The organism is Marinomonas primoryensis (assembly GCF_013372285.1).
Taxonomy (GTDB): Bacteria; Pseudomonadota; Gammaproteobacteria; order Pseudomonadales; family Marinomonadaceae; genus Marinomonas; species Marinomonas primoryensis.
The window spans coordinates 839,834-858,552 of record NZ_CP054301.1; the positions used below are offsets into that span (position 1 = coordinate 839,834).

Here is an 18,719-nt window from a genome sequence, read left to right on the forward strand (position 1 = left end):
ATAACTGATTACAGACCTAGGTGTGATTTTACAGCGTTAAGGCCATTTCCACCGGATTGAGTGGTGACGCCATCTAGCCACGCATCAAGAACAGCAGGGTTGGCTTTTAACCAAGCTTTGGCAGCAAGGTTAGGCTTTTTACCTTCGTCTAGGATCGCGCCCATGATCTCGTTTTCCATAGGCAAAGTGAACGTTAGGTTGGTTAACAGTTTGCCAACATTAGGGCATTCTTGAACATAGCCTTTACGGATGTTGGTATGAACGTTAGCGCCGCCGAAGTCTGGGCCGAAGTAATCGTCACCACCAGAAAGGTAGTCCATTTTAAAGTTAGCGTTCATTGGATGTGGCGCCCAACCAAGGAAGGCGATCCACTTATCGCGACGAGCGTTTCGGCTCACCTGTGACAACATGCCCGCTTCGCTTGATTCAACCAACTGGAAGTTACCTAGCTCGAAAGCGTTTGAATCAATCATGTCTTGAATAATACGGTTGCCGTCATTGCCTGGTTCGATACCATAAATACGGCCAGAAAACTCTTTACGATGTTTTGCAATGTCAGAAAAATCGGTCACCCCTGCGTCGTAAGCGGCTTGGCTAACGGCTAGTGTGTATTTTGCACCAATTAGGTTTGGACCAAGATCTTCAACAGTACCCGCTTTTAGGTAAGGTTCGATATCGGCTTGCATCGTTGGCATCCAGTTGCCTAAAAAGACATCTATGTCGCCATTCGCAAGCGAAGTATAAGTAACAGGAACCGATAGCAATTGTGTTTTCGTTTTATAACCTAGGCCTTCGCTGATTTCGCTGACGACAGCCGTAGTGGCGGTAATGTCAGTCCAACCTACGTCTGAAAAACGTACCATTGAACATTCCGCTGCCATGGTTAAACCTGAAATGCTTGCTATACCGACCGCTAATGCGGTCTTTTTGGTCTTATTTAACATACCCTTACCCTCTTTCTATTGAACTCAAAATCAATGAGCGAATACAGTACCTAGTGCTAGTACTGAACGTGAACTTCTAAAGCATAGAGCAGCGCGCTTTTGTCGGCTGATCTAAATGTGTACGGTATTAATTCTGGATACAGCGGTGTTTAGGTGTGATCCTGAAACACCAAATCTAAATAATTTTGTATTAGCTCGGCCGATTCTATTTTATCGATACCACCCGCTAACGAGCCTCGTAACCACATACCATCAATTAGCGCTGCCACTGTGAATGCGGTGCTACGAGCTTTTTCGATCTCAAATTCTTCTTTCAACACACACACAAGCGATGTTTTTAATCGCTTAGAGTACACATTCTGCAACCGATACAAAGCTGGTTTATGCATGGCTGATGCCCAAAACCCCATCCAAGTCTTAACGACTTGAGGGTGTGTCTGAGACTGACTAAAGCTGGCGTTTACAATAGCCATTACTCTATGTTTAGCTGATTTGTTTTTCGTTTTTATGACTTCTTTGGATAAAATTTCAAAAAATTCACGAATAAGGCTTTTCATGGTGGCTTCGTACAATCCATCTTTACCACCAAAGTAGTGGTTTATGATGGCGGGAGAAACACCGGCTTTTTTGCCTATAACACTGACTGTTGCCCCCGCAAAACCGTATTTGTCTATGGCTTTTATTGCGGCCTCGATGAGCTGAGGTTTTCGTATCTCAGGCATTCCAACTTTTGGCATCACGGATCCTTTTTTATTAAACAGCCGTTTAATGAAAACTATACTAGGCTGATTGTGCAATTTAGGTCAACCCTTGACAATTCGAAAACTTAGATCTCTAAGTAATTTAACTATTTGAATTTAAAGGTTTTTTTGTTGTTTTAAATTTATTTTGGTCTTTTTTTGAAGTGATTGTGTCGGTTTAAGATAAGAAATGAGGTTTTTTTTACCTATTTTGCTATTTAAGGAGATTTTAGTTACCCCAGCAAGGCTTCTCTTCTTAACCTGCTTTAGTCGTGTTATGGCTGGAGTTTGTGTCTAACATTGTGTTAAAAATAAAGGCAAATAAATGACTGGAGAGTTATATAATGGATGCCCCTTTTTCTGTATTTGATACCCTGATTGACAGATCGAATCTAAGCAGCGATAAGTGGTCTAAATACCCTGAAAACGTGATTCCAATGTGGGTTGCAGACATGGATTTTGATTCGCCGGATTGCATTAAAAAATCGTTAAATCAACGAGTTGAAGAAGGTGTTTACGGTTATACTCATACACCAAAAGCGCTAGGGAAAGTGATTCAATCTCATCTCTCACGTCGCTATGACTGGGACGTCTCCGCGGCGCATTTAGTGCATTTACCTGGTCTTGTGTGTGCTTTGCATTTGAGCGTTAGGGTTTTCTCTAATGAAGGTGATGGTATTGTTGTCCCTGGGCCTATTTATTACCATTTAACAAAGGCTCCGTTAGTATCTGGTCGTGAATTACTCAGTGTGGATATGGTTATTCAGAATGGCCGATGGTTGCCGGATATGGCTCAGTTTGAAGCCGCTTGCGCTAAATCCAACAGTAAAATGATTCTCTTATGTAATCCACATAATCCTGGTGGAACGGTTTATACCAAAACGGAATTATTAAGTATTCACGCACTGGCTAAGAAATATGACCTTATTGTCGTTAGTGATGAAATTCACTGCGATCTGATTTTGGATGATTTGCCTCATGTCCCGTTTGCTAGTTTGAATCAAGACGCGGCGAACCGTACGATTACCTTAATGGCGCCGAGTAAAACCTTTAATATTGCTGGTTTAGGTTATGCTTTTGCCGTCATTGAAAATGCCGAATTGCGTCAAGCCTTTAATCAAGAAAAAGCAGGACTAATACCGTCACCCAATATGCTTGGTTTGACGGCGGCTATTGCGGCTTACGAAGAAGGACAGGCATGGCATCAAGCGCTACTGGTGTATTTAAAAAATAACCGAGATTTTCTAGTTCAAAGAATCGCCGCGACGCCACTTAAAATGGTGCATTTAGAGTCTACGTATTTGGCTTGGATTGATGCCTCTGATTTGCAGTTAGAAAACCCATATCAATTCTTTTTAGATGCTGGCGTCGGTGTTTCAGATGGTAAAGATTTTGGCAATTCTAACTATATTCGCCTAAACTTTGGGTGTCCCCAATCCATGCTCGACCAAGCAATGACTCGTATTGAAGAGGCCTTAATAAAACACAAATTAATGTGATTTATTGTGTTTTTAATCATTCAAGCCAGCATGCTCGGGTTCTACCGAACGTTTGCCAACAGGAGAGGTTCTTATGTTGACGTTAGCATCGAATGATTTCATGAAGCGTTATGTCCAAGAATCTGATCCGGTTATGCGGGCAGATTTGTTGGAAGTGGTTGATATGATGGCGTTGATTGCGCCTGAGGCTGAGCTGGTTAGTAATGTAGGCATTCCCTGTTTTCAGCTGAATGGGAGTTGGTTGTACGGTGTGGCTGCGCGGTCAGACCATTTATGCGTGTATTTTTCGGATCTGAGCGTGATTTATTCATTCGCAGACCGCTTACCTCACGTTCAATTTGGGGATGATTGCCTTATTATTTATCAATTAGAGGACATCAACCTTAATGTGCTTGTGGAACTTTTTGGACAAATAAAAGTCCATTTTTTATTGAATAACCGAAAACCGTCGGAGCTAATCCAGAAAAACATACTTGCGTAAGGTCTCTTTTCAAGGTCGTTATTTGGTTAAAAGACATCGTTGAAAAAGGTTCTTTTCACTGTCTGATTTAACGTTTTTTCAATCTAGGCTGTTTGCTAAATGATAGATTTCACTGTTCGTATAGGTGTTTTTGTTCTAATTTTTAGCTCGCTGATTTTCTGGCAATGGTATTGGCCAAGAGCGAGTCTTTTACAGTGGAAGCAGCGCTGGCGCCACAACATTTCCTTGTTAATGATAGGGGCGTTGTGTGTTCGAATTATTCAGCCCTTACTCCTATCCATGGTTGCTCTTTTCAGTCAAGATTTTGGCCTGTTCAGCATGCTAGGTTTGCCTTTCTGGGCGGTTTTCTTGCTTAGTATCTTATTACTAGACTGCCTTATTTATTGGCAACATCGATTATTCCATCGTGTGCCTTTTTTGTGGCGTCTTCATCGTGTTCATCATTCGGACCCAGAATTAGATGTCAGTTCTGCTGTACGTTTTCATCCCATTGAAATTTTATTGTCGCTTTGTATTAAAGCCTTGGCCGTTTGGCTATTTGGTATTCCTTTTGAAGCGGTATTGGTGTTCGATATTTTATTAAACGCCTCTGCCATGTTTAATCACACCAATGCTAGGTTGCCTGTTAAGATTGAAGCTTGGGTTAAGACAATATTGGTGACGCCAGATATGCATCGAATACACCATTCAAGGTTGAGTCTTGAAGCAAACAGTAATTATGGGTTCTTTTTGAGCGTCTGGGACGCGCTCTTCATGAGCAAAAGAAACCATGCGTTAGAAGGCGATGAGAACCTGAAAATAGGACTGCCAGAAAGTAAAACGTATCAGCCCGCATCGTTAAAAGAAGTATTGGTGATGCCTTTTAAGACCTTTAAAAGATCACGCTAAAGATAAATAGACTAATGGCCGTTAGGGGAAGTTATGAGTTATTACGAAGTGAATTTTATCGAAATGCGTATCATCGGTTGTCTCATGGAAAAAGAGATTACGACGCCAGATCAGTACCCTCTTAGCTTAAATGCCCTTGTTAATGCTTGTAATCAAAAGTCCAATCGAGACCCCGTTACCCAGTTGTCACCGTTAGAGGTTCAAGATGGTGTAGACGCGTTACAGGCTCGTGGTTTAGTGACGGAAATTTCGGGGTCTCATAGTCGTGTTAGTAAATATCAGCACAGATTTTGTAATACGGAGTTTTCTGATTTGCAATTATCATCGGCCGAAACGGCTGTCGTTTGCTTACTATTTGTACGAGGCGCTCAAACACCGGGTGAGTTACGCTCACGCAGCGGTCGTTTACACGGTTTCCAATCGCGAGATGAAGTTGAAGCCGCATTGCAATCGTTGCACAGCAAAACGGGTGGCCCCTATGTTTGCCAGTTACCAAGAGAACCTGGTAAACGAGAGCAGCGTTATCAGGAATGCTTTTGTTCTGAGTCTGAACGAGCAACGACAACGTGGTCTGAACCGCTACCTTCGTCCAGTACTGGCGATGAATATACGCAGCAACTTGAAGCGCGAGTGCTTGAGTTAGAAGAGCGAGTGAGAGAATTAAGTGAGCGAAACCAAGTGCTTGAAAATGCCAGTGGACTATAATCTTTTTTGACGTCAAACTTAGTGCGTTTTTTTAGCGTCGGTATACGAAATACTAAAAGATTTTTTGGGCGTTAATGTTTTTGATTGTGTCTATGGGGAGGATCCTATGAAGAAGGTACGCTGGGGTATTATTGGTACAGGTCAAATCGCGCATTTATTTGCCAGTGATTTTTGTCATGTCAAAGCGGGCGAACTTCGTGCGGTTGCTTCTCGTAATAAAGCGTCGGCGGATGAGTTTTCTGCTGAATTTGATATTGAGTTGGCGTTTATTGATTATTTTTCGCTTATTAATAGTCATGAAGTGGATGTTATCTATATCGCCACACCCCATGTTTATCATTATGATTTGGTAAAAGCGTGTATTTTAGCGGGCAAGGCTGTTTTGTGTGAAAAGCCCTTCACCATCAACGAAATTCAGTCGAAAGAGCTTTATGATCTCGCGTTGAAACACAATGTGTTTGTCATGGAAGCGATGTGGACACGTTTTAATCCGGTTATTGAGCAAGTTATTGAGTGGGTTGAAGAAGGCGAAATAGGCGATTTGAATAGCATTCAAGCAAGTTTTAACTTTCTTGCGCCTACTGATCCTAGTCATCGTTTGATGAAGATTGAACTGGGTGGCGGTGCTCTGCTGGATATTGGTATTTATCCTGTTTTCTTAGCGCAGTTGTTCTTTGGTAAGCCTGATTTTGTGCAAAACCAAGCCGTTATTGGTGACACCGACGTTGATCTTTTTGAACAGATATTATTAGGTTGGGAAAGTGGGCAGCTTGCTTCATTGGATGCTTCTTTGATCTCGTGTAACCCTAACCGAGCGATTCTATCCGGCTCTAAGGGCTATATTGAAATTGACTCTGAGTGGTTTAAAGCAAAATCGTGTCGAGTCGTGAGCGCGGACAATAAAGTACGAGCGGTAGAGTTTGACTTCCCGGGCAATGGTTATCAGTTTGAAGTGGATGAAGTGAACCGATGTCTTGAAGAGGGCCTGATACAAAGCCCTAACCACAGTTGGCAGAATAGTCTGGAATTGATTGCTACGTTGGATGAAATTCGTCAGGACATTGGTTTGTCTTATCCAGGCGAGCATCAGCATAATGACGAAGAGGTGCATGATCATCACCATGAACATAATCATCACCACAAACATTAGCCGTAACGATTAGAAAGACAAATAATTCGACAAATAAAAAGGGCTTCTTTTCATGATAAAAGAAGCCCTTTTTTTGTATCTTATCGATTAACTAAAAGGTTAGTTAAGGTGCTTGTTCAAAATTGGCAATAACACTTTGAATAAACGAGGCGCTGCACATAATACGTTGCCTTTTTCTAGGCTTGGTGAGCCATCAAAGCCTGCAAATAGACAACCAGATTCTTTTGCAATGAACAGCGGTGCTTGCATTTCCCATTCTTGAAGTTTAATGCCCCAAGCGGCATCAAGACGGCCAGCAGCAACGTTAGCAAGCATTAAGGCTGGAGAATCTTGCATTACTGCGCGCGCGCCTTGTTCTGCGATGTCCGTTAATACGGCAAACTGACCAGAAAGAGAAGGCATAAGGCGATCGGTTGCAGGAAATTGTGCTGCAATCGTTGCGTTTTCTAGTGTACGAGCAGAACTGCTGCGAATTCTTGAGTTGTTCAAGTAGGCACCACGACCCTTACTTGCGTAAAACTCGTCTTTGGTGTGAGGGTTTAGCACAAGAGCGTGCTCCACTTTACCGGCAACTAGGTAGCTCATTGTAATGACGTTGCCAGTTAGGCCGCGTGAAAATAAATGCTGTCCTTGGATCGCATCAATGATCCATTCGCCTTCTTCACCTTTTTGCACTGAACCCTGAAGGCGAGTAGTAATCGTGTCACCTGGGTAGGCTTTTTCTAGATGGTAAACAATGCTGCGCTCTGCACCAGAACAAACTGTTTCATAAACTTGCTCAGCGGACTGACCTTGTTCTTTGTCAAAAAGCAGTTTTTCTTGTGAATGAACTATGTATTCTGCAGCGGCACGAGCTGCTTTAAGTGCAATATTGATTCTAGGTTGCATAATTTACCGTCATTAATTCGTCATTAAAAATGCACATACCGTCGATAAGACGATAAGTTGCCAAATAAAGTGTTAAAGAGCGAGCGGTCTGTTGTGTTACTAAGAACTTTGCTAAGAAAAACGCTCTAAGCAAGGTGTAAATCGACAGACCGCCTAAATATGAGCGCGGATATTAGCGTAATAAAGCTTATTTTACCAGTGAATTGTTGGTGAAAAACTGATCAATTAAGGCTTTGTCATAAATATCTGTTAAGATACAGCGATTGTCTGACCGTTATAATTGGTACCGCTAAAAATGCAAAATAAAGTAAGAATTGTCCTTGTTAATACCTCTCATCCAGGCAACATCGGAGGAGCGGCTCGAGCAATGAAAAATATGGGATTGGCCGATCTTTATCTCGTAGGCCCAAAGCGTTATCCCAGTGATGACGCAGTAAGCCGTGCAGCTGGCGCGTCAGATATTTTAGAGAATGCCGTGGTAGTGGATACCCTAGAAGAAGCGCTTGCAGGTTGTCAGCTAGTTATTGGAACCAGTGCTCGTGAACGTAATATTCCTTGGCCACTAGTTGATCCAAGGCAAGCCGCGGACTTGGTGTTTGATGAAGGTTTGGTCACCGCGTTTGTATTTGGTCGTGAAGACCGTGGTTTGACCAATGAAGAACTTCAGCGTTGTAATTACCATGTGCACATTCCTTCGGTGGAGACCTTTAGTTCATTAAACTTAGGCGCGGCGGTGCAGGTTATCGCCTACGAATTGCGAATGAAATCTTTACTGATGAAGGATGCACCGGTTGTGGCGAGCAAGTGGGATGTACCGGCGGCAAACGTAGAACAAATAGATTACTTGCTTGAGCATCTTGAGAAGGTATTGGTGCAGACTGAGTTTTTGGATCCAGATGTACCAATGCAAGTAATGACGCGTTTTCGTCGATTGTTCCAGCGTTCGCGTTTAGATCAACAAGAAGTAGGAATGCTGAGAGGAATGCTGACGTCGATGGAAAAACAGATGAAAGAATGACGTCTGCGCTCGAAACGTTATTCTAAAAAGGCAAATGACTTCAATCGAATTCGGTTTGCTCAAGTGGACATAAAAAAACGCTGACTTAGCAATAAGTCAGCGTTTTTTTGAGCTAGGAGTTGGTCTTAAGCTTTACGCTCAGGACGACCTTCTTCTTGCCAAAAAGTATGGAATTTTTGACCTGGTTCTGCATCCACTCGTTCATACGTGTGGGCACCGAAATAATCGCGCTGAGCTTGCAACAAGTTAGCGGGAAGTACTTCAGAGCGGTAGCCATCGAAATACGCCAATGCCGAGAAAATGGACGGCGCTGGAATGCCTGATTGTGCAGCCAGCACTACGGCTTTACGTAAACCGGCCTGCTTGCTTGCCATTGCGTCAGCGAAATAATCGCTTAGTAGTAGGTTTTCAAGCTCGTGGTTTTCATCAAATGCATCAGCAATTTTTTGCAAGAAAGATGCTCGAATGATGCAACCACCGCGCCAAATTTTCGCAATATCACTGAAATTAAATGCCCAGTCGTATTCTTTTTGTGCAGCACGAAGCAATTGGAAGCCTTGAGCGTAAGCACAGATTTTTGCGCAGTAAAGTGCTTCTGCAATCGCTTTCTCTACTTCTTCTGCTTCAATTTCGCCACTTTCTACTTCAGCCGTTAGCTTGCTTGCTGCAAGTTCACGTTCACCTGTGAGGGTGCTTAGAGCACGAGCATAAACGGACTCACTAATAATACCAGCCGGCACACCCATTTGAGTCGCGCTGATCGATGTCCAGCGCCCAGTGCCTTTTTGTCCTGCACTGTCTAGTATCATATCAACTAAAGGTGCGCCTGTTTTATGGTCATATTGTTGTAAAATATCGGCTGAGATTTCAACAAGGTAACTGTTGAGAACACCTTGGTTCCATTTTTCAAATAATTTACCAATTTCTTCTGGCTCGTAACCAAGTAAAGAGCGTAGTAAATGATAGGCTTCACAAATCAGCTGCATGTCAGCGTATTCAATGCCGTTATGTACCATTTTTACATAATGGCCTGCGCCGTTTGGCCCTAGGTAAGCGGTACAAGGTTCACCTTCAGTCACAGGTTTACCCGGAGTGTTACTAACGATAGGCTTGCCATCTTTGTCTACTTTTGCGGCTACAGCCTCCCACATTGGCTGTAGGTATTTCCAAGAGTCAGCATCGCCACCAGGCATAAGAGATGGCCCAAAACGAGCACCTACTTCACCACCAGAAACAGCTGTACCAAAGAATTTGAATTTTTCTTTGTATTCTGCTTCTCGTCTAATAGTGTCTGTCCATTGACTATTGCCGCAGTCAACAACGATATCATCTGCTTCTAATCCAGCATCGATCAAGCTATTGCAAACAGCATCGACGGGATTACCAGCAGGAACCAAAACCACGATGACACGGGGTTTTACTAAGTTCGAAAGCATTTCTTCCATGCTTGAACTACCGATAATTCGTGCTTGTGTGTATGACTCAGGACGTTCAGCTGCTTCTGTGTCCAGGACGTCTTGTATTTTATGTGTGTCAAGATCAAAACCTGCAACTCGGTAGCCGTGGTCAGCTAAATTCAAGGCTAAATTTTTACCCATGACACCCAGGCCGACAAATCCAATATTGCAATTCTGATTTGTTTTTAACATAAATATCGATCAACCTTTTTGAACAATTTTAGGAGGGGATTGAGGTAAGAATCTTACCATGAAGCAAGGTGATTCAGGACATACTAGAGAGAAGAAAAATTCAATTAATTACATGTTTTTAATGTTTTTTTGATGCTTTTTAATAGAAACCCTACGTTTCAGGTGGTTTTCCTTTAAAAAAAAGCAAGATTATGGCTATGTTTTTTTGCTGTCTTGAGTGTCGGTAATAAATTTCTATCTAGTAGAAAGACAACAGAAAAGAAAGAAAACTACAAAAAATGCTATTGGTTATTGATCTCTGTGATGTACGAAGAGGGTTTTTAGTATTATTTTAGGTAAAAAATATTATATTTCAATGAGTTGAAAATTTATAGAAAGTAACAAAATGGTAATAAAATAACATATTGTTATAACAATATTTTTTTTTAGATTGTTTTGTTACTATCCTTTTTACAGAAAAACTTTCGCATAATAATAAAAATGACCAGATAACCTTTATAGTTCAGAGGACTTAGCAACATGAACTTCGCATCAGAAGTAACAACTACTCATAAAAATTTAACGACGCCGCAGTTGGTTGAAAAAGCCCTGCATAATGGCGAAGGGGTTCTTGCTGATAATGGCGCACTCGTCGTTGAAACAGGCGCTCGTACAGGTCGCTCTCCTATGGATCGCTTCATTGTGGAAGAAGCATCTAGTAAAGACAGCATTCACTGGGGACCTGTTAATCGTCCGTTTCCTGAGGAAAAATTTGCACCACTGTGGAATAGAGTTGCCACTTATCTAGATGGTCAAGAGTCTTATTTGTCCAATATTCATGTCGGTGCGGGTGATGAATATTATTTACCCGTTATTATGCATACTGAAACGGCGTGGCATCAGCTGTTTGGGCGTAATTTATTTATCCGTCCAGAAACCTATAATCCATCAAGCAAAGGAGAGTGGCAGATTCTAAATGCCCCTAACTTTGTATGTGAACCTGAGCGTGATGGCACCAATTCTGACGGTTGCGTCATTTTGAACTTTGCTGAGCGCAAAGTGCTTATTGCCGGTATGCGTTATGCTGGTGAAATGAAAAAAGCCATGTTCTCTGTGCAAAACTACTTGTTACCTGCCCATGATGTATTACCAATGCATTGTGCGGCCAACGTCGGAACAGAAGAAGATGTAACCTTATTTTTTGGTTTGTCAGGCACTGGCAAAACAACTTTGTCTGCTGATCCTGAACGTTTTTTAATTGGTGATGATGAGCATGGTTGGGGTAAGGACACGGTTTTCAATATTGAGGGCGGGTGTTACGCAAAAACCATCGATCTTTCTCAGAAGAATGAGCCGATCATTTGGGATGCGATTAAGTTTGGTACTATCGTTGAAAATGTCGTGTTGGATCCTGAGACACGTGTTGCTGATTACGCGGATACGTCTTTGACCCAAAATGGTCGCGCTGGCTACCCTCGTGAACATATTGAAAAACGTGCTGCGGGTAATCGTGCCGGTGAGCCAAATGCCATTATCTTCTTAACATGTGATTTGACTGGCGTTCTTCCTCCTGTTTCTATCCTAACGAAAGAAGCGGCAGCGTATCACTTTTTGAGTGGTTATACGGCGTTGGTTGGTTCAACAGAAATGGGTGCGGGCACAGGTATTAAGTCTACTTTCTCGACCTGCTTTGGCGCGCCTTTCTTCCCTCGCTCTGCCGATGTGTATGCGGATCTTTTGATCAAGCGTATTGAAGAGTTTGGTAGTAAGGTTTACTTAGTAAATACAGGTTGGACGGGCGGCGCACATGGACAAGGCGGTAAACGCTTTAGTATTCCAGTGACTCGTGCGGTTATTTCAGCGATTCAATCCGGCGCGCTAGCGGATGTAGAAACTGAGCATTTGGCTGATGTTAACCTAGATGTACCAACACATGTTCCAGGTGTTGATAGTATTTTGTTGAATCCTCGCAAGACATGGTCTGATCAGGCATCTTACGAAGCACAAGCAAAAAACCTTATTTCTCAATTTGTTGTTAATTTTAAGAAATTTGACACTGTATCTGATGCTATTGTTAAGGCTGGCCCTTCTCTTTAAGTGTTTTTATAGTGATTGAAAAGCCGTGCATTTTGCACGGCTTTTTTTGTTGATGATCGTTTTATACGCTAGTACTTTACACCTTAAATAATGTAATCTTTTGTGTATGTTTATTGATAGCCATTGCCATTTTGATTTTGATGTGTTCAACGACCAGCGTGATGAATTAATGGCGCGTTGCCTTGATCATGGTATCTTGGGTTTTTTGGTGCCAGCAACCACTTTTATTAGCTGGAGAAGATTGGATATGCTCATTGAGCGTTATCCACAGTGGCGTGCCGCTTATGGACTGCACCCATATTTTTTGAAAGAGGCGTCTCTTGAACAGGTTGATTTTCTGGGTGAGCAATGTGAAGCGAAGCGTGTGGTTGCTGTCGGTGAAATTGGCTTAGATTGCTGGCCTAGTGCTGTTGATATAAACGTTCAAATGAACTTTTTTAAACGTCAGTTGAGCGTGGCTAAATCGTTGAGGCTGCCTGTTATCGTACACGCCAGAAAGAGTTATGACTTGGTGTTGAAATGTTTACGCGAAGTCGGCTTTAAGGAAGGCGGAGTTATTCATGCTTTTAATGGTAGTTTTGAACAGGCTAAACGATTCCTGGATTTAGGGTTCGTGCTTGGAGTTGGTGGAACCGTTACTTATCCAAGAGCCAATAAGGCGCGGCGAGTATTATCTGCGCTGGAGAGTAGTGCGTTTATACTTGAAACTGATTCGCCTGATATGCCATTAAATGGCTTTCAAGGCCAAAATAATACTCCACTTTCTATACCCTTTATCGCGCAATGTGTTGCAACGATACGAGAAGAAGATGTCGAGCAGATTACAATGCAGACATATGCTAACCTACTTAGGGTTTTTCCTAAGTGGAACGAGGACTTGCTTTGAATAATACACAAGATATTAATGCTCCTATTCGTATTCTTCTTTTAGGAAGTGGAACAGAAGTAGGTTCATCATTGTTACAATTGTCTACAGAGAAAAAAGAATTTGAGTGGTTGTGTCCAGAAGAGTCGCTGTTGCTCGATGTCGATAAAAGAGCGGAACTTGATGCAATGCAGTTTGATGTCATTATTGATGCGTTAAGTCTACGTTATGCGTTGCAGAGTGATTATGGGGATTTTCAATCGAGTTTACGTTATTTGAGCGAAAAAAATGATGCTCCATTGATTATGATCAGCAGCGCCAGAGTATTTTCAGGCAGCAAGAACGTGCCTTATGCTGAAATGGATGTACCAGACAGCACTGACCCTTACGCACAAGCTTTGATTGAGGCTGAGTCGATTGTACTGAATAACCCTGAGAATATTGTGTTGCGAACGGGTTGGTTATTTAGTGGGCAAGGAGATGACTTTGTCTGTAGAACGCTTGGCCTTATTCAGGATGGCGTTAACCTTGCGTATAAAGACGATTTAATTGGTAGCCCAACACCTGTTTCAGATTTGGTTCGGGTGATTTTATCTATGGTAAATCAAGGGCACTATGGCGCGAAAAATAAAGGTGTTTATCATTATTGCTGCGCGGAAGAAATCAGTTGGATTCGTCTAGTAGAGGCGATCGTCGCAACTTCTGGTCAGTTCGATCCAAAAGCGCAAGTAGAAGTCGAAGCGATTGGTGATTCGTTTCCTGAGGCTCAGGAAGTCACCGCAATGCAGCGTCAGTCACTTTCTTGCCGAAAGATATTTAATCACTTTGGTATAAAGCAGCGCCCGTGGCGATCAAAATTACGAAACCTTGTTAAAGAGTTGTATCAAGTAAGTTAGTGGCCAGTCGTTGGTTGGAGATAAACAAGAAGAGTAGGGGTTGATGTGTACAAGATAAATCATAAAGCAGTAATGTTGGTTTTTGTCTTCCAGCTCGCAGTGGGGGCAATGTGGTACGCCTCGACACCTTCGTCATTTTTAGGGCGTTTTGCATTAGAGGATCTTTCAAAACAGCTGTCCATTGGCATGGTGCTGTTGTTTGTACTTTCGACGTTTGTGTATTTGTTCTTTACGGCTTGGTTACTGGTCAGGATTAAGGGGATGTCTGGGTTTGGACGGTTTTTATTGGTGATAGCAATATGGCTATTTATCGTCTTGCCTAATTATGCTTTTGTTAGTTTGCACCTGAACTTTAGTGGATTTGATACTTTCTATTTACTTTCCTATGGTGCGATAAACTGCGCCATAGCCGCGATTATATTGCCGCTATGGCGATCTTCTCGATCTATATTTAATAATTAATATAAGCTACTTGCTGGCCATACTAACCATAAGCTTAACCCACTTATCAAGCCGCTGATGATGATCTGAATAGCAATAATAACGATGCTTTGTTTGCTGTTCATTTTGGGACTTAACAAAATGGAGATAGGCGTTACAAAACTACTCGCTGCCAGCATTAGCATGACGCCCAAGGGGATGTCTGCTAGCACATGACTTTGTGTTATCAGTCCGCCCAGAATTAACAAGGCCGGAATACTGGTGTGGTTTTGCAGCGTTTTTGTTAAATAGCTAATAATAACATAGCCAAATACAGCGGCACCAAAGGCCCCTAATAATTGTCCTATTAACAGGCTTCCGCCAATCGATATCACAGGTGCCGCGCTGCCTGCGACTATAATAAGTCCAATCAGTAAAAGTAGTGGAGGCAGGTTCAGGTTGTGCTTGCTTCTTACTTGCTGCTGTATAGAGCCTTGTATTTTTTCAGATAGGACTTGGTAAAGTAATACGACAATCGCACTGCCGACAGCCCAGCTAAGGCTCGCAATGAGTCCTGAGTGTTGTAGTACAGGGTTTAATAATAGATAGAAGGACAATGCAAACAACACACTGTTTATTATATTGCGCAGTGTGGATTGTTTCATCATGGTTAAGCATAGTACCGAAGCGATACCGGCCAAAGCCGTTATGTTGTAATAGTCTATTGCTTGACTCGGTGGGAAACTCAAGCCTGAATGAATCAGGCTGAGTCCGACTATAAAACCACCGAGATAACCAAGATAAGGCGAGGCATGTAACCATCGGCCAGCAACAACACTCACTATTAGAGCGGCAAGAAAAGGGTAAACTGCTGTGTGTAATAGCATTAAAATAGTAGCGTTGCTGGCGTTTTCGTACATGATTACTTTCCTTAAATGAATTACTGGCGAATGCCTTCTACATAAATTTCAATTTCTGTTTTATCGGTTACACCAGGAATGAAGTAGGTGACACCGAAATCACTACGCAAGATAACCGTTTTTGCTTCGAAGCCTGAACGGTAGCCGCCCCACGGATCTTTACTTTCACCTATTTTATTAACATCAAGGCTGACGGCTTTGGTGACGCCATGTAGAGTCAAATCACCTGTTAACGTATTTCCATCAAATGTTGTACTTTTGAATGTCAAAGAAGGGAATTGTTTTACATCTAAGAAGTCAGGGCTGCGAAGGTGCTTATCGCGTGCTTCATGATTGGTGCTAACACTGTCTGCTTTTATGTTGAGAGACGCGCTTCCTGATTTACCGTTTTCAGCGTACGAAAATTGACCTTCAAACTCGTTGAACTGACCTACGGTAGTGCTGACACCCAAATGCCCAATTTTAAATACAACACTGGAATGGGCAGGGTCAATTTTATAATCGGCTGCCATAGTGATGCTTGATAAAAGCGTTAATGCACTGATAGTTATTATTTTCATTCTGATATTCCTCTATTTAATTCAAGATGGGGGTAGTCTAATTTGTTTTGGTTTAATAAATAAACTACGATAAAAGCAATTCATTATTATCAAAAAAGAAATGATAATAAGAAAACTTTTGATATCTTGGGAAATAGAATGGATAAACTTCAAGCAATGAGGGTATTTTGCCGTGTTCATGAAGCAGAGAGTTTCAAGCTCGCTAGTGACTCCTTAGGTATCTCTCGTCCTATGGTGACGCGCTATGTTAATTTTATTGAGGAGGAGTTAGGCACAAAGCTCTTACAGCGAAATACTCGTAATATCAGCATCACTTATGCTGGACGGAAATACTACCAGCATTGTGTTGCAATATTGGATGCAATTGAAGAAGCGGAAAGTGACATTGGAGAATTGACGCAGAAGCCAAAAGGGCTGCTAAGAGTGAGTGTCCCAATGGATTTTGGCTTGTCACACCTTGTTCCGTTGTTAGGTTGCTTTGGTCGCCTTTATCCCAATATTGAATTAGACATAGATTTTAGTGACAAACGCGTAGATATGACAGAATCGGGCATTGATCTAGCGATTCGGGGAGGAGATCTTGGAGGGGATCAGTTTGTCGCGCGTCCACTGTGCGATTTCAAGGGATTTGTTTGTGCATCACCAGATTATATCTTGGAGCATGGTGAACTTGAGTGCTTAGAGGATTTGGATAATCATACTTGTCTTTCGTATGGCAATTCTTTGGTACCAAATCGCTGGTCATTGACGGATGAAGAGGGCATATCTCGTGTCGTTTCTATTTCTGGTTCCATTAGTGCGAATAATGGGAGTGCATTAACTCGGTTTGCTTTGGCAGGTTTAGGGATAATATATCAGCCGGATTTCTTAGTGGCTAAATACATTGAGTCTGGGGAATTGGTTAATATGTTGCCGAACTATAAAGGTTATGAATTGTGCTTTTATGCTATTTATCCACAAAGAAAGCTGATGCCAAGAAAAACGCGTTTGTTATTAGATTTTTTGCAGGAGAGACTAGCCAACACAACATTTTATTGATGTGTTGACTGGTTATCTGGTTTGGTAATAGGTTAGTTTAAATCGCTGAACTCATTTTCCACATTGAGAGATACCGGTATATCATAGCCTGGAAGGCGAATTTCTTTGTCCGTTACCGTTAGCTCTTCACCGCCTAAAACATTAAAACCGAATTTGTAAATAGGCAGGCTTTCACCACGAATCATAGCTTGATTATACGCTTCTGCGTTCGCTATAACGTCAGCGTTTTTGACGAGGTAATCACTGATTTGTGCTTCACTATAACGTTTTTTTAGCATCTTCATGACTTGGTTAGGGGACAATAAAACAGCTGTAGCATTGTTTCCCCCAAAACCTTTTGAGTTTAATAGTGCCCCATCAAAGTAGTCTTTCCCATATGCTTCATGTTTGAGCTGAAATTTTAGACCGTCTTGATAGACATCATCGGCGATGGCGTGTGACGTGGTAATGCCAGGTAAGATGCCATCTTTCCATACGCCCAAAGACAAATGAAGTTGATCCCCACCAGCCGTGCCTTGAGAATGGCCAAGGAAAGCTTTCATTGCCACAACTGGAATGGCAGTGGCGCCAAAGCTGGTGGCGGCTTTACTTAGAACATGAGATTCAGTAATACGGTTTTGCGGTGTGCTAGTGCCGTGAGCCTGGATAAAGGTTCGTTGTGTTAAGCCGTCATTGCCAATGATGTTTTGTAGATAAGCCATGGCTTTGCTCATCGTCAAATAATTACCAATACCGGGTGCTGAAATGGACTTTTTATGTCCGTCTGCGTATGAGTATACCGCTGGAATAGCACCAAATATTTCAGCTCCTAATTCAATCGCAAGCTCATCATCCATTAAAAGTGTCCACTGACTGGATTCACCAATCGTAAAACCGCAGTTTTGAGCAAAAGGACGGCAGCTACGAGTATGATCTGGTTCTTTTTGATTGCTGATTTGGTCAAGGGCTAGCAGTGCGGTATCTTCTGCTAAGGCACCCATTGTTCTAAAGCCTTCAATGATTTCCGGTGTAATAGGTGCATCGCTACCACCAACCATAGCAACACGAAACTTGCCAGATTTAATACCGTCGATCGCTTTCTCTAAATTGAAAAAATAGGTGGCACACGCACCAATAGAAGTGCCCACGTTGCCAACACTGCCTAAAATATAGGCATTAACAAAGTCGGCGGGCATTTGAGCGTAACCAAGAGGAAGGTGCTTTGATGTAGTGCGTTTCCCCATTAAAGCGGATTTAAGCATGCCACCAAAACCAAGGTCATCCATTTGACCAATTGAGTTAGCAGCATAGACCGCCATTTGGTCTGGTGCGACTTTGTTACGAATGATTTCCCAGTCAATACCGCTGCTTTTAACCGCATCAGAGGCGCCATAAACCGTCATTTGTAAGCCGCGAGGATGGTTTCGACTTTGGTATAGTTTTGATGGGTCGAATCCTGTTGGCAGTTGTCCGGCCGCTTTTACAGAAAGTGGCTTTGTGTCTTTAATAAAGGCTTCTAAAGTACCATCAACGACGACTTCACTTAAGCCGTTCGAAAGCTCCGTGACTTGCCAATTGGTAGGGCGATCATTTGGGAGAGAACGTGTTTTTATAGTGAAACTAAGTTTTTCTTCGGCGTGATTCGAATGTAGAGTCATTGACTTGTGTAACACCACATTATCAACATCAAATAAACTAGGGTGAATACGACGGATTAAGGTGCGGGCGAGTAATGTTTCACCAATGCTATCTATCAGTGCAGTAGCATCTAAAGCCTCCCCACCGTTGGTGTACCAAAGACCATTTTTGTGCTCAGCCATGTTGGTAATAGTGGCAAGATCGAGTAAAACATCCTGCTGGATTAGGCTTGGAAGAAGATCGAAGACAATTCGGCGATATGCTTGATGTGAAGAGGTACGACCAGCCGAATTGATTCCGCCAAAGCCAACAATAACAGGTAAACGGGCCAATTGAATTTCCTCGTTTTGAAGAGTGGGTAAAAT

Annotated in this window: 18 protein-coding genes; 11 read left to right on the forward strand and 7 right to left on the reverse strand. The window is 42.3% G+C overall.

Features of this window, described 5'->3' with window-relative positions; genetic code table 11:
* Window positions 1-8: 8 nt before the first annotated feature.
* Together MP3633_RS03850 and betI are read right to left on the reverse strand one after the other, a co-directional pair.
* Window positions 9-944: a choline ABC transporter substrate-binding protein gene (locus tag MP3633_RS03850; RefSeq protein ID WP_176334544.1), complete on the reverse strand. Its 936-nt coding sequence runs from the start codon at window positions 942-944 to the stop codon at window positions 9-11.
* Window positions 945-1,093: 149 nt separating this feature from the next.
* On the reverse strand, window positions 1,094-1,681 hold the full coding sequence (gene betI / locus MP3633_RS03855; RefSeq protein WP_112137067.1) for a transcriptional regulator BetI: 588 nt from the start codon (window positions 1,679-1,681) through the stop codon (window positions 1,094-1,096).
* A 347-nt stretch (window positions 1,682-2,028) separates the two neighbouring features.
* Between betI and MP3633_RS03860 the strand changes: the two genes are divergently transcribed.
* The 5 genes from MP3633_RS03860 (at window position 2,029) to MP3633_RS03880 (ending at window position 6,407) form a co-directional block, all read left to right on the forward strand.
* Window positions 2,029-3,183, forward strand: coding sequence for a MalY/PatB family protein (locus MP3633_RS03860; RefSeq protein ID WP_176334545.1), 1,155 nt, complete (start codon window positions 2,029-2,031; stop codon window positions 3,181-3,183).
* Between the two features lie 73 nt (window positions 3,184-3,256).
* Window positions 3,257-3,664 carry a DUF1801 domain-containing protein gene (locus MP3633_RS03865; RefSeq protein ID WP_176334546.1) on the forward strand — a complete coding sequence of 136 codons (408 nt, stop codon included), beginning with the start codon at window positions 3,257-3,259 and terminating at the stop codon, window positions 3,662-3,664.
* Window positions 3,665-3,763: 99 nt separating this feature from the next.
* Entirely contained in the window at window positions 3,764-4,552 is a 789-nt protein-coding gene (locus tag MP3633_RS03870; RefSeq protein ID WP_176334547.1) for a sterol desaturase family protein, read from the forward strand.
* Between the two features lie 33 nt (window positions 4,553-4,585).
* Window positions 4,586-5,257: a YceH family protein gene (locus tag MP3633_RS03875; RefSeq protein ID WP_112137075.1), complete on the forward strand. Its 672-nt coding sequence runs from the start codon at window positions 4,586-4,588 to the stop codon at window positions 5,255-5,257.
* Between the two features lie 106 nt (window positions 5,258-5,363).
* The gene (locus MP3633_RS03880; protein ID WP_112137077.1) at window positions 5,364-6,407 is read left to right on the forward strand and encodes a Gfo/Idh/MocA family protein; all 1,044 of its coding nucleotides are present in this window, start codon (window positions 5,364-5,366) and stop codon (window positions 6,405-6,407) included.
* Between the two features lie 99 nt (window positions 6,408-6,506).
* On the opposite strand, the gene MP3633_RS03885 is transcribed toward MP3633_RS03880, so the two are convergent.
* The gene (locus MP3633_RS03885; RefSeq protein WP_176334548.1) at window positions 6,507-7,295 is read right to left on the reverse strand and encodes an inositol monophosphatase family protein; all 789 of its coding nucleotides are present in this window, start codon (window positions 7,293-7,295) and stop codon (window positions 6,507-6,509) included.
* A 295-nt stretch (window positions 7,296-7,590) separates the two neighbouring features.
* Here MP3633_RS03885 and trmJ point away from each other — a divergent pair, with 295 nt between their 5' ends.
* Window positions 7,591-8,313, forward strand: coding sequence for a tRNA (cytosine(32)/uridine(32)-2'-O)-methyltransferase TrmJ (gene trmJ / locus MP3633_RS03890; RefSeq protein WP_176334549.1), 723 nt, complete (start codon window positions 7,591-7,593; stop codon window positions 8,311-8,313).
* 125 nt (window positions 8,314-8,438) lie between these two features.
* Here the strand turns inward: trmJ and gndA are convergent, their stop codons facing one another.
* Entirely contained in the window at window positions 8,439-9,962 is a 1,524-nt protein-coding gene (gndA, locus tag MP3633_RS03895) for an NADP-dependent phosphogluconate dehydrogenase (protein WP_112137083.1), read from the reverse strand.
* A 519-nt stretch (window positions 9,963-10,481) separates the two neighbouring features.
* On the opposite strand from gndA, the gene MP3633_RS03900 reads away from it, so the two are divergent.
* From MP3633_RS03900 to MP3633_RS03915, 4 genes are all read left to right on the forward strand, one after another.
* Window positions 10,482-12,038 carry a phosphoenolpyruvate carboxykinase gene (locus MP3633_RS03900; RefSeq protein WP_176334550.1) on the forward strand — a complete coding sequence of 519 codons (1,557 nt, stop codon included), beginning with the start codon at window positions 10,482-10,484 and terminating at the stop codon, window positions 12,036-12,038.
* Window positions 12,039-12,144: 106 nt separating this feature from the next.
* Window positions 12,145-12,924 (forward strand): TatD family hydrolase, encoded by a 780-nt coding sequence (locus MP3633_RS03905; RefSeq protein ID WP_176334551.1) that lies wholly within the window; start codon window positions 12,145-12,147, stop codon window positions 12,922-12,924.
* The gene (locus tag MP3633_RS03910) at window positions 12,921-13,799 is read left to right on the forward strand and encodes an SDR family oxidoreductase (RefSeq protein WP_176334552.1); all 879 of its coding nucleotides are present in this window, start codon (window positions 12,921-12,923) and stop codon (window positions 13,797-13,799) included. Before MP3633_RS03905 ends, MP3633_RS03910 begins: the two co-directional genes overlap by 4 nt.
* Before the next feature lie 45 nt (window positions 13,800-13,844).
* Window positions 13,845-14,261, forward strand: coding sequence for a hypothetical protein (locus MP3633_RS03915; RefSeq protein ID WP_176334553.1), 417 nt, complete (start codon window positions 13,845-13,847; stop codon window positions 14,259-14,261).
* On the opposite strand, the gene MP3633_RS03920 is transcribed toward MP3633_RS03915, so the two are convergent.
* Both MP3633_RS03920 and MP3633_RS03925 read right to left on the reverse strand, forming a co-directional pair.
* On the reverse strand, window positions 14,258-15,139 hold the full coding sequence (locus tag MP3633_RS03920) for a hypothetical protein (RefSeq protein WP_176334554.1): 882 nt from the start codon (window positions 15,137-15,139) through the stop codon (window positions 14,258-14,260). The genes MP3633_RS03915 and MP3633_RS03920 overlap by 4 nt on opposite strands.
* Window positions 15,140-15,159: 20 nt before the next feature.
* Complete coding sequence (locus tag MP3633_RS03925) at window positions 15,160-15,699, reverse strand: YceI family protein (RefSeq protein WP_176334555.1); 540 nt, start codon at window positions 15,697-15,699, stop codon at window positions 15,160-15,162.
* A 138-nt stretch (window positions 15,700-15,837) separates the two neighbouring features.
* Between MP3633_RS03925 and MP3633_RS03930 the strand changes: the two genes are divergently transcribed.
* A complete protein-coding gene (locus MP3633_RS03930; RefSeq protein WP_176334556.1) occupies window positions 15,838-16,737 on the forward strand; it encodes a LysR family transcriptional regulator in 900 nt (299 codons plus the stop codon).
* Between the two features lie 32 nt (window positions 16,738-16,769).
* Here the strand turns inward: MP3633_RS03930 and MP3633_RS03935 are convergent, their stop codons facing one another.
* Entirely contained in the window at window positions 16,770-18,686 is a 1,917-nt protein-coding gene (locus tag MP3633_RS03935) for a beta-ketoacyl synthase (RefSeq protein ID WP_176334557.1), read from the reverse strand.
* Window positions 18,687-18,719: the final 33 nt, after the last annotated feature.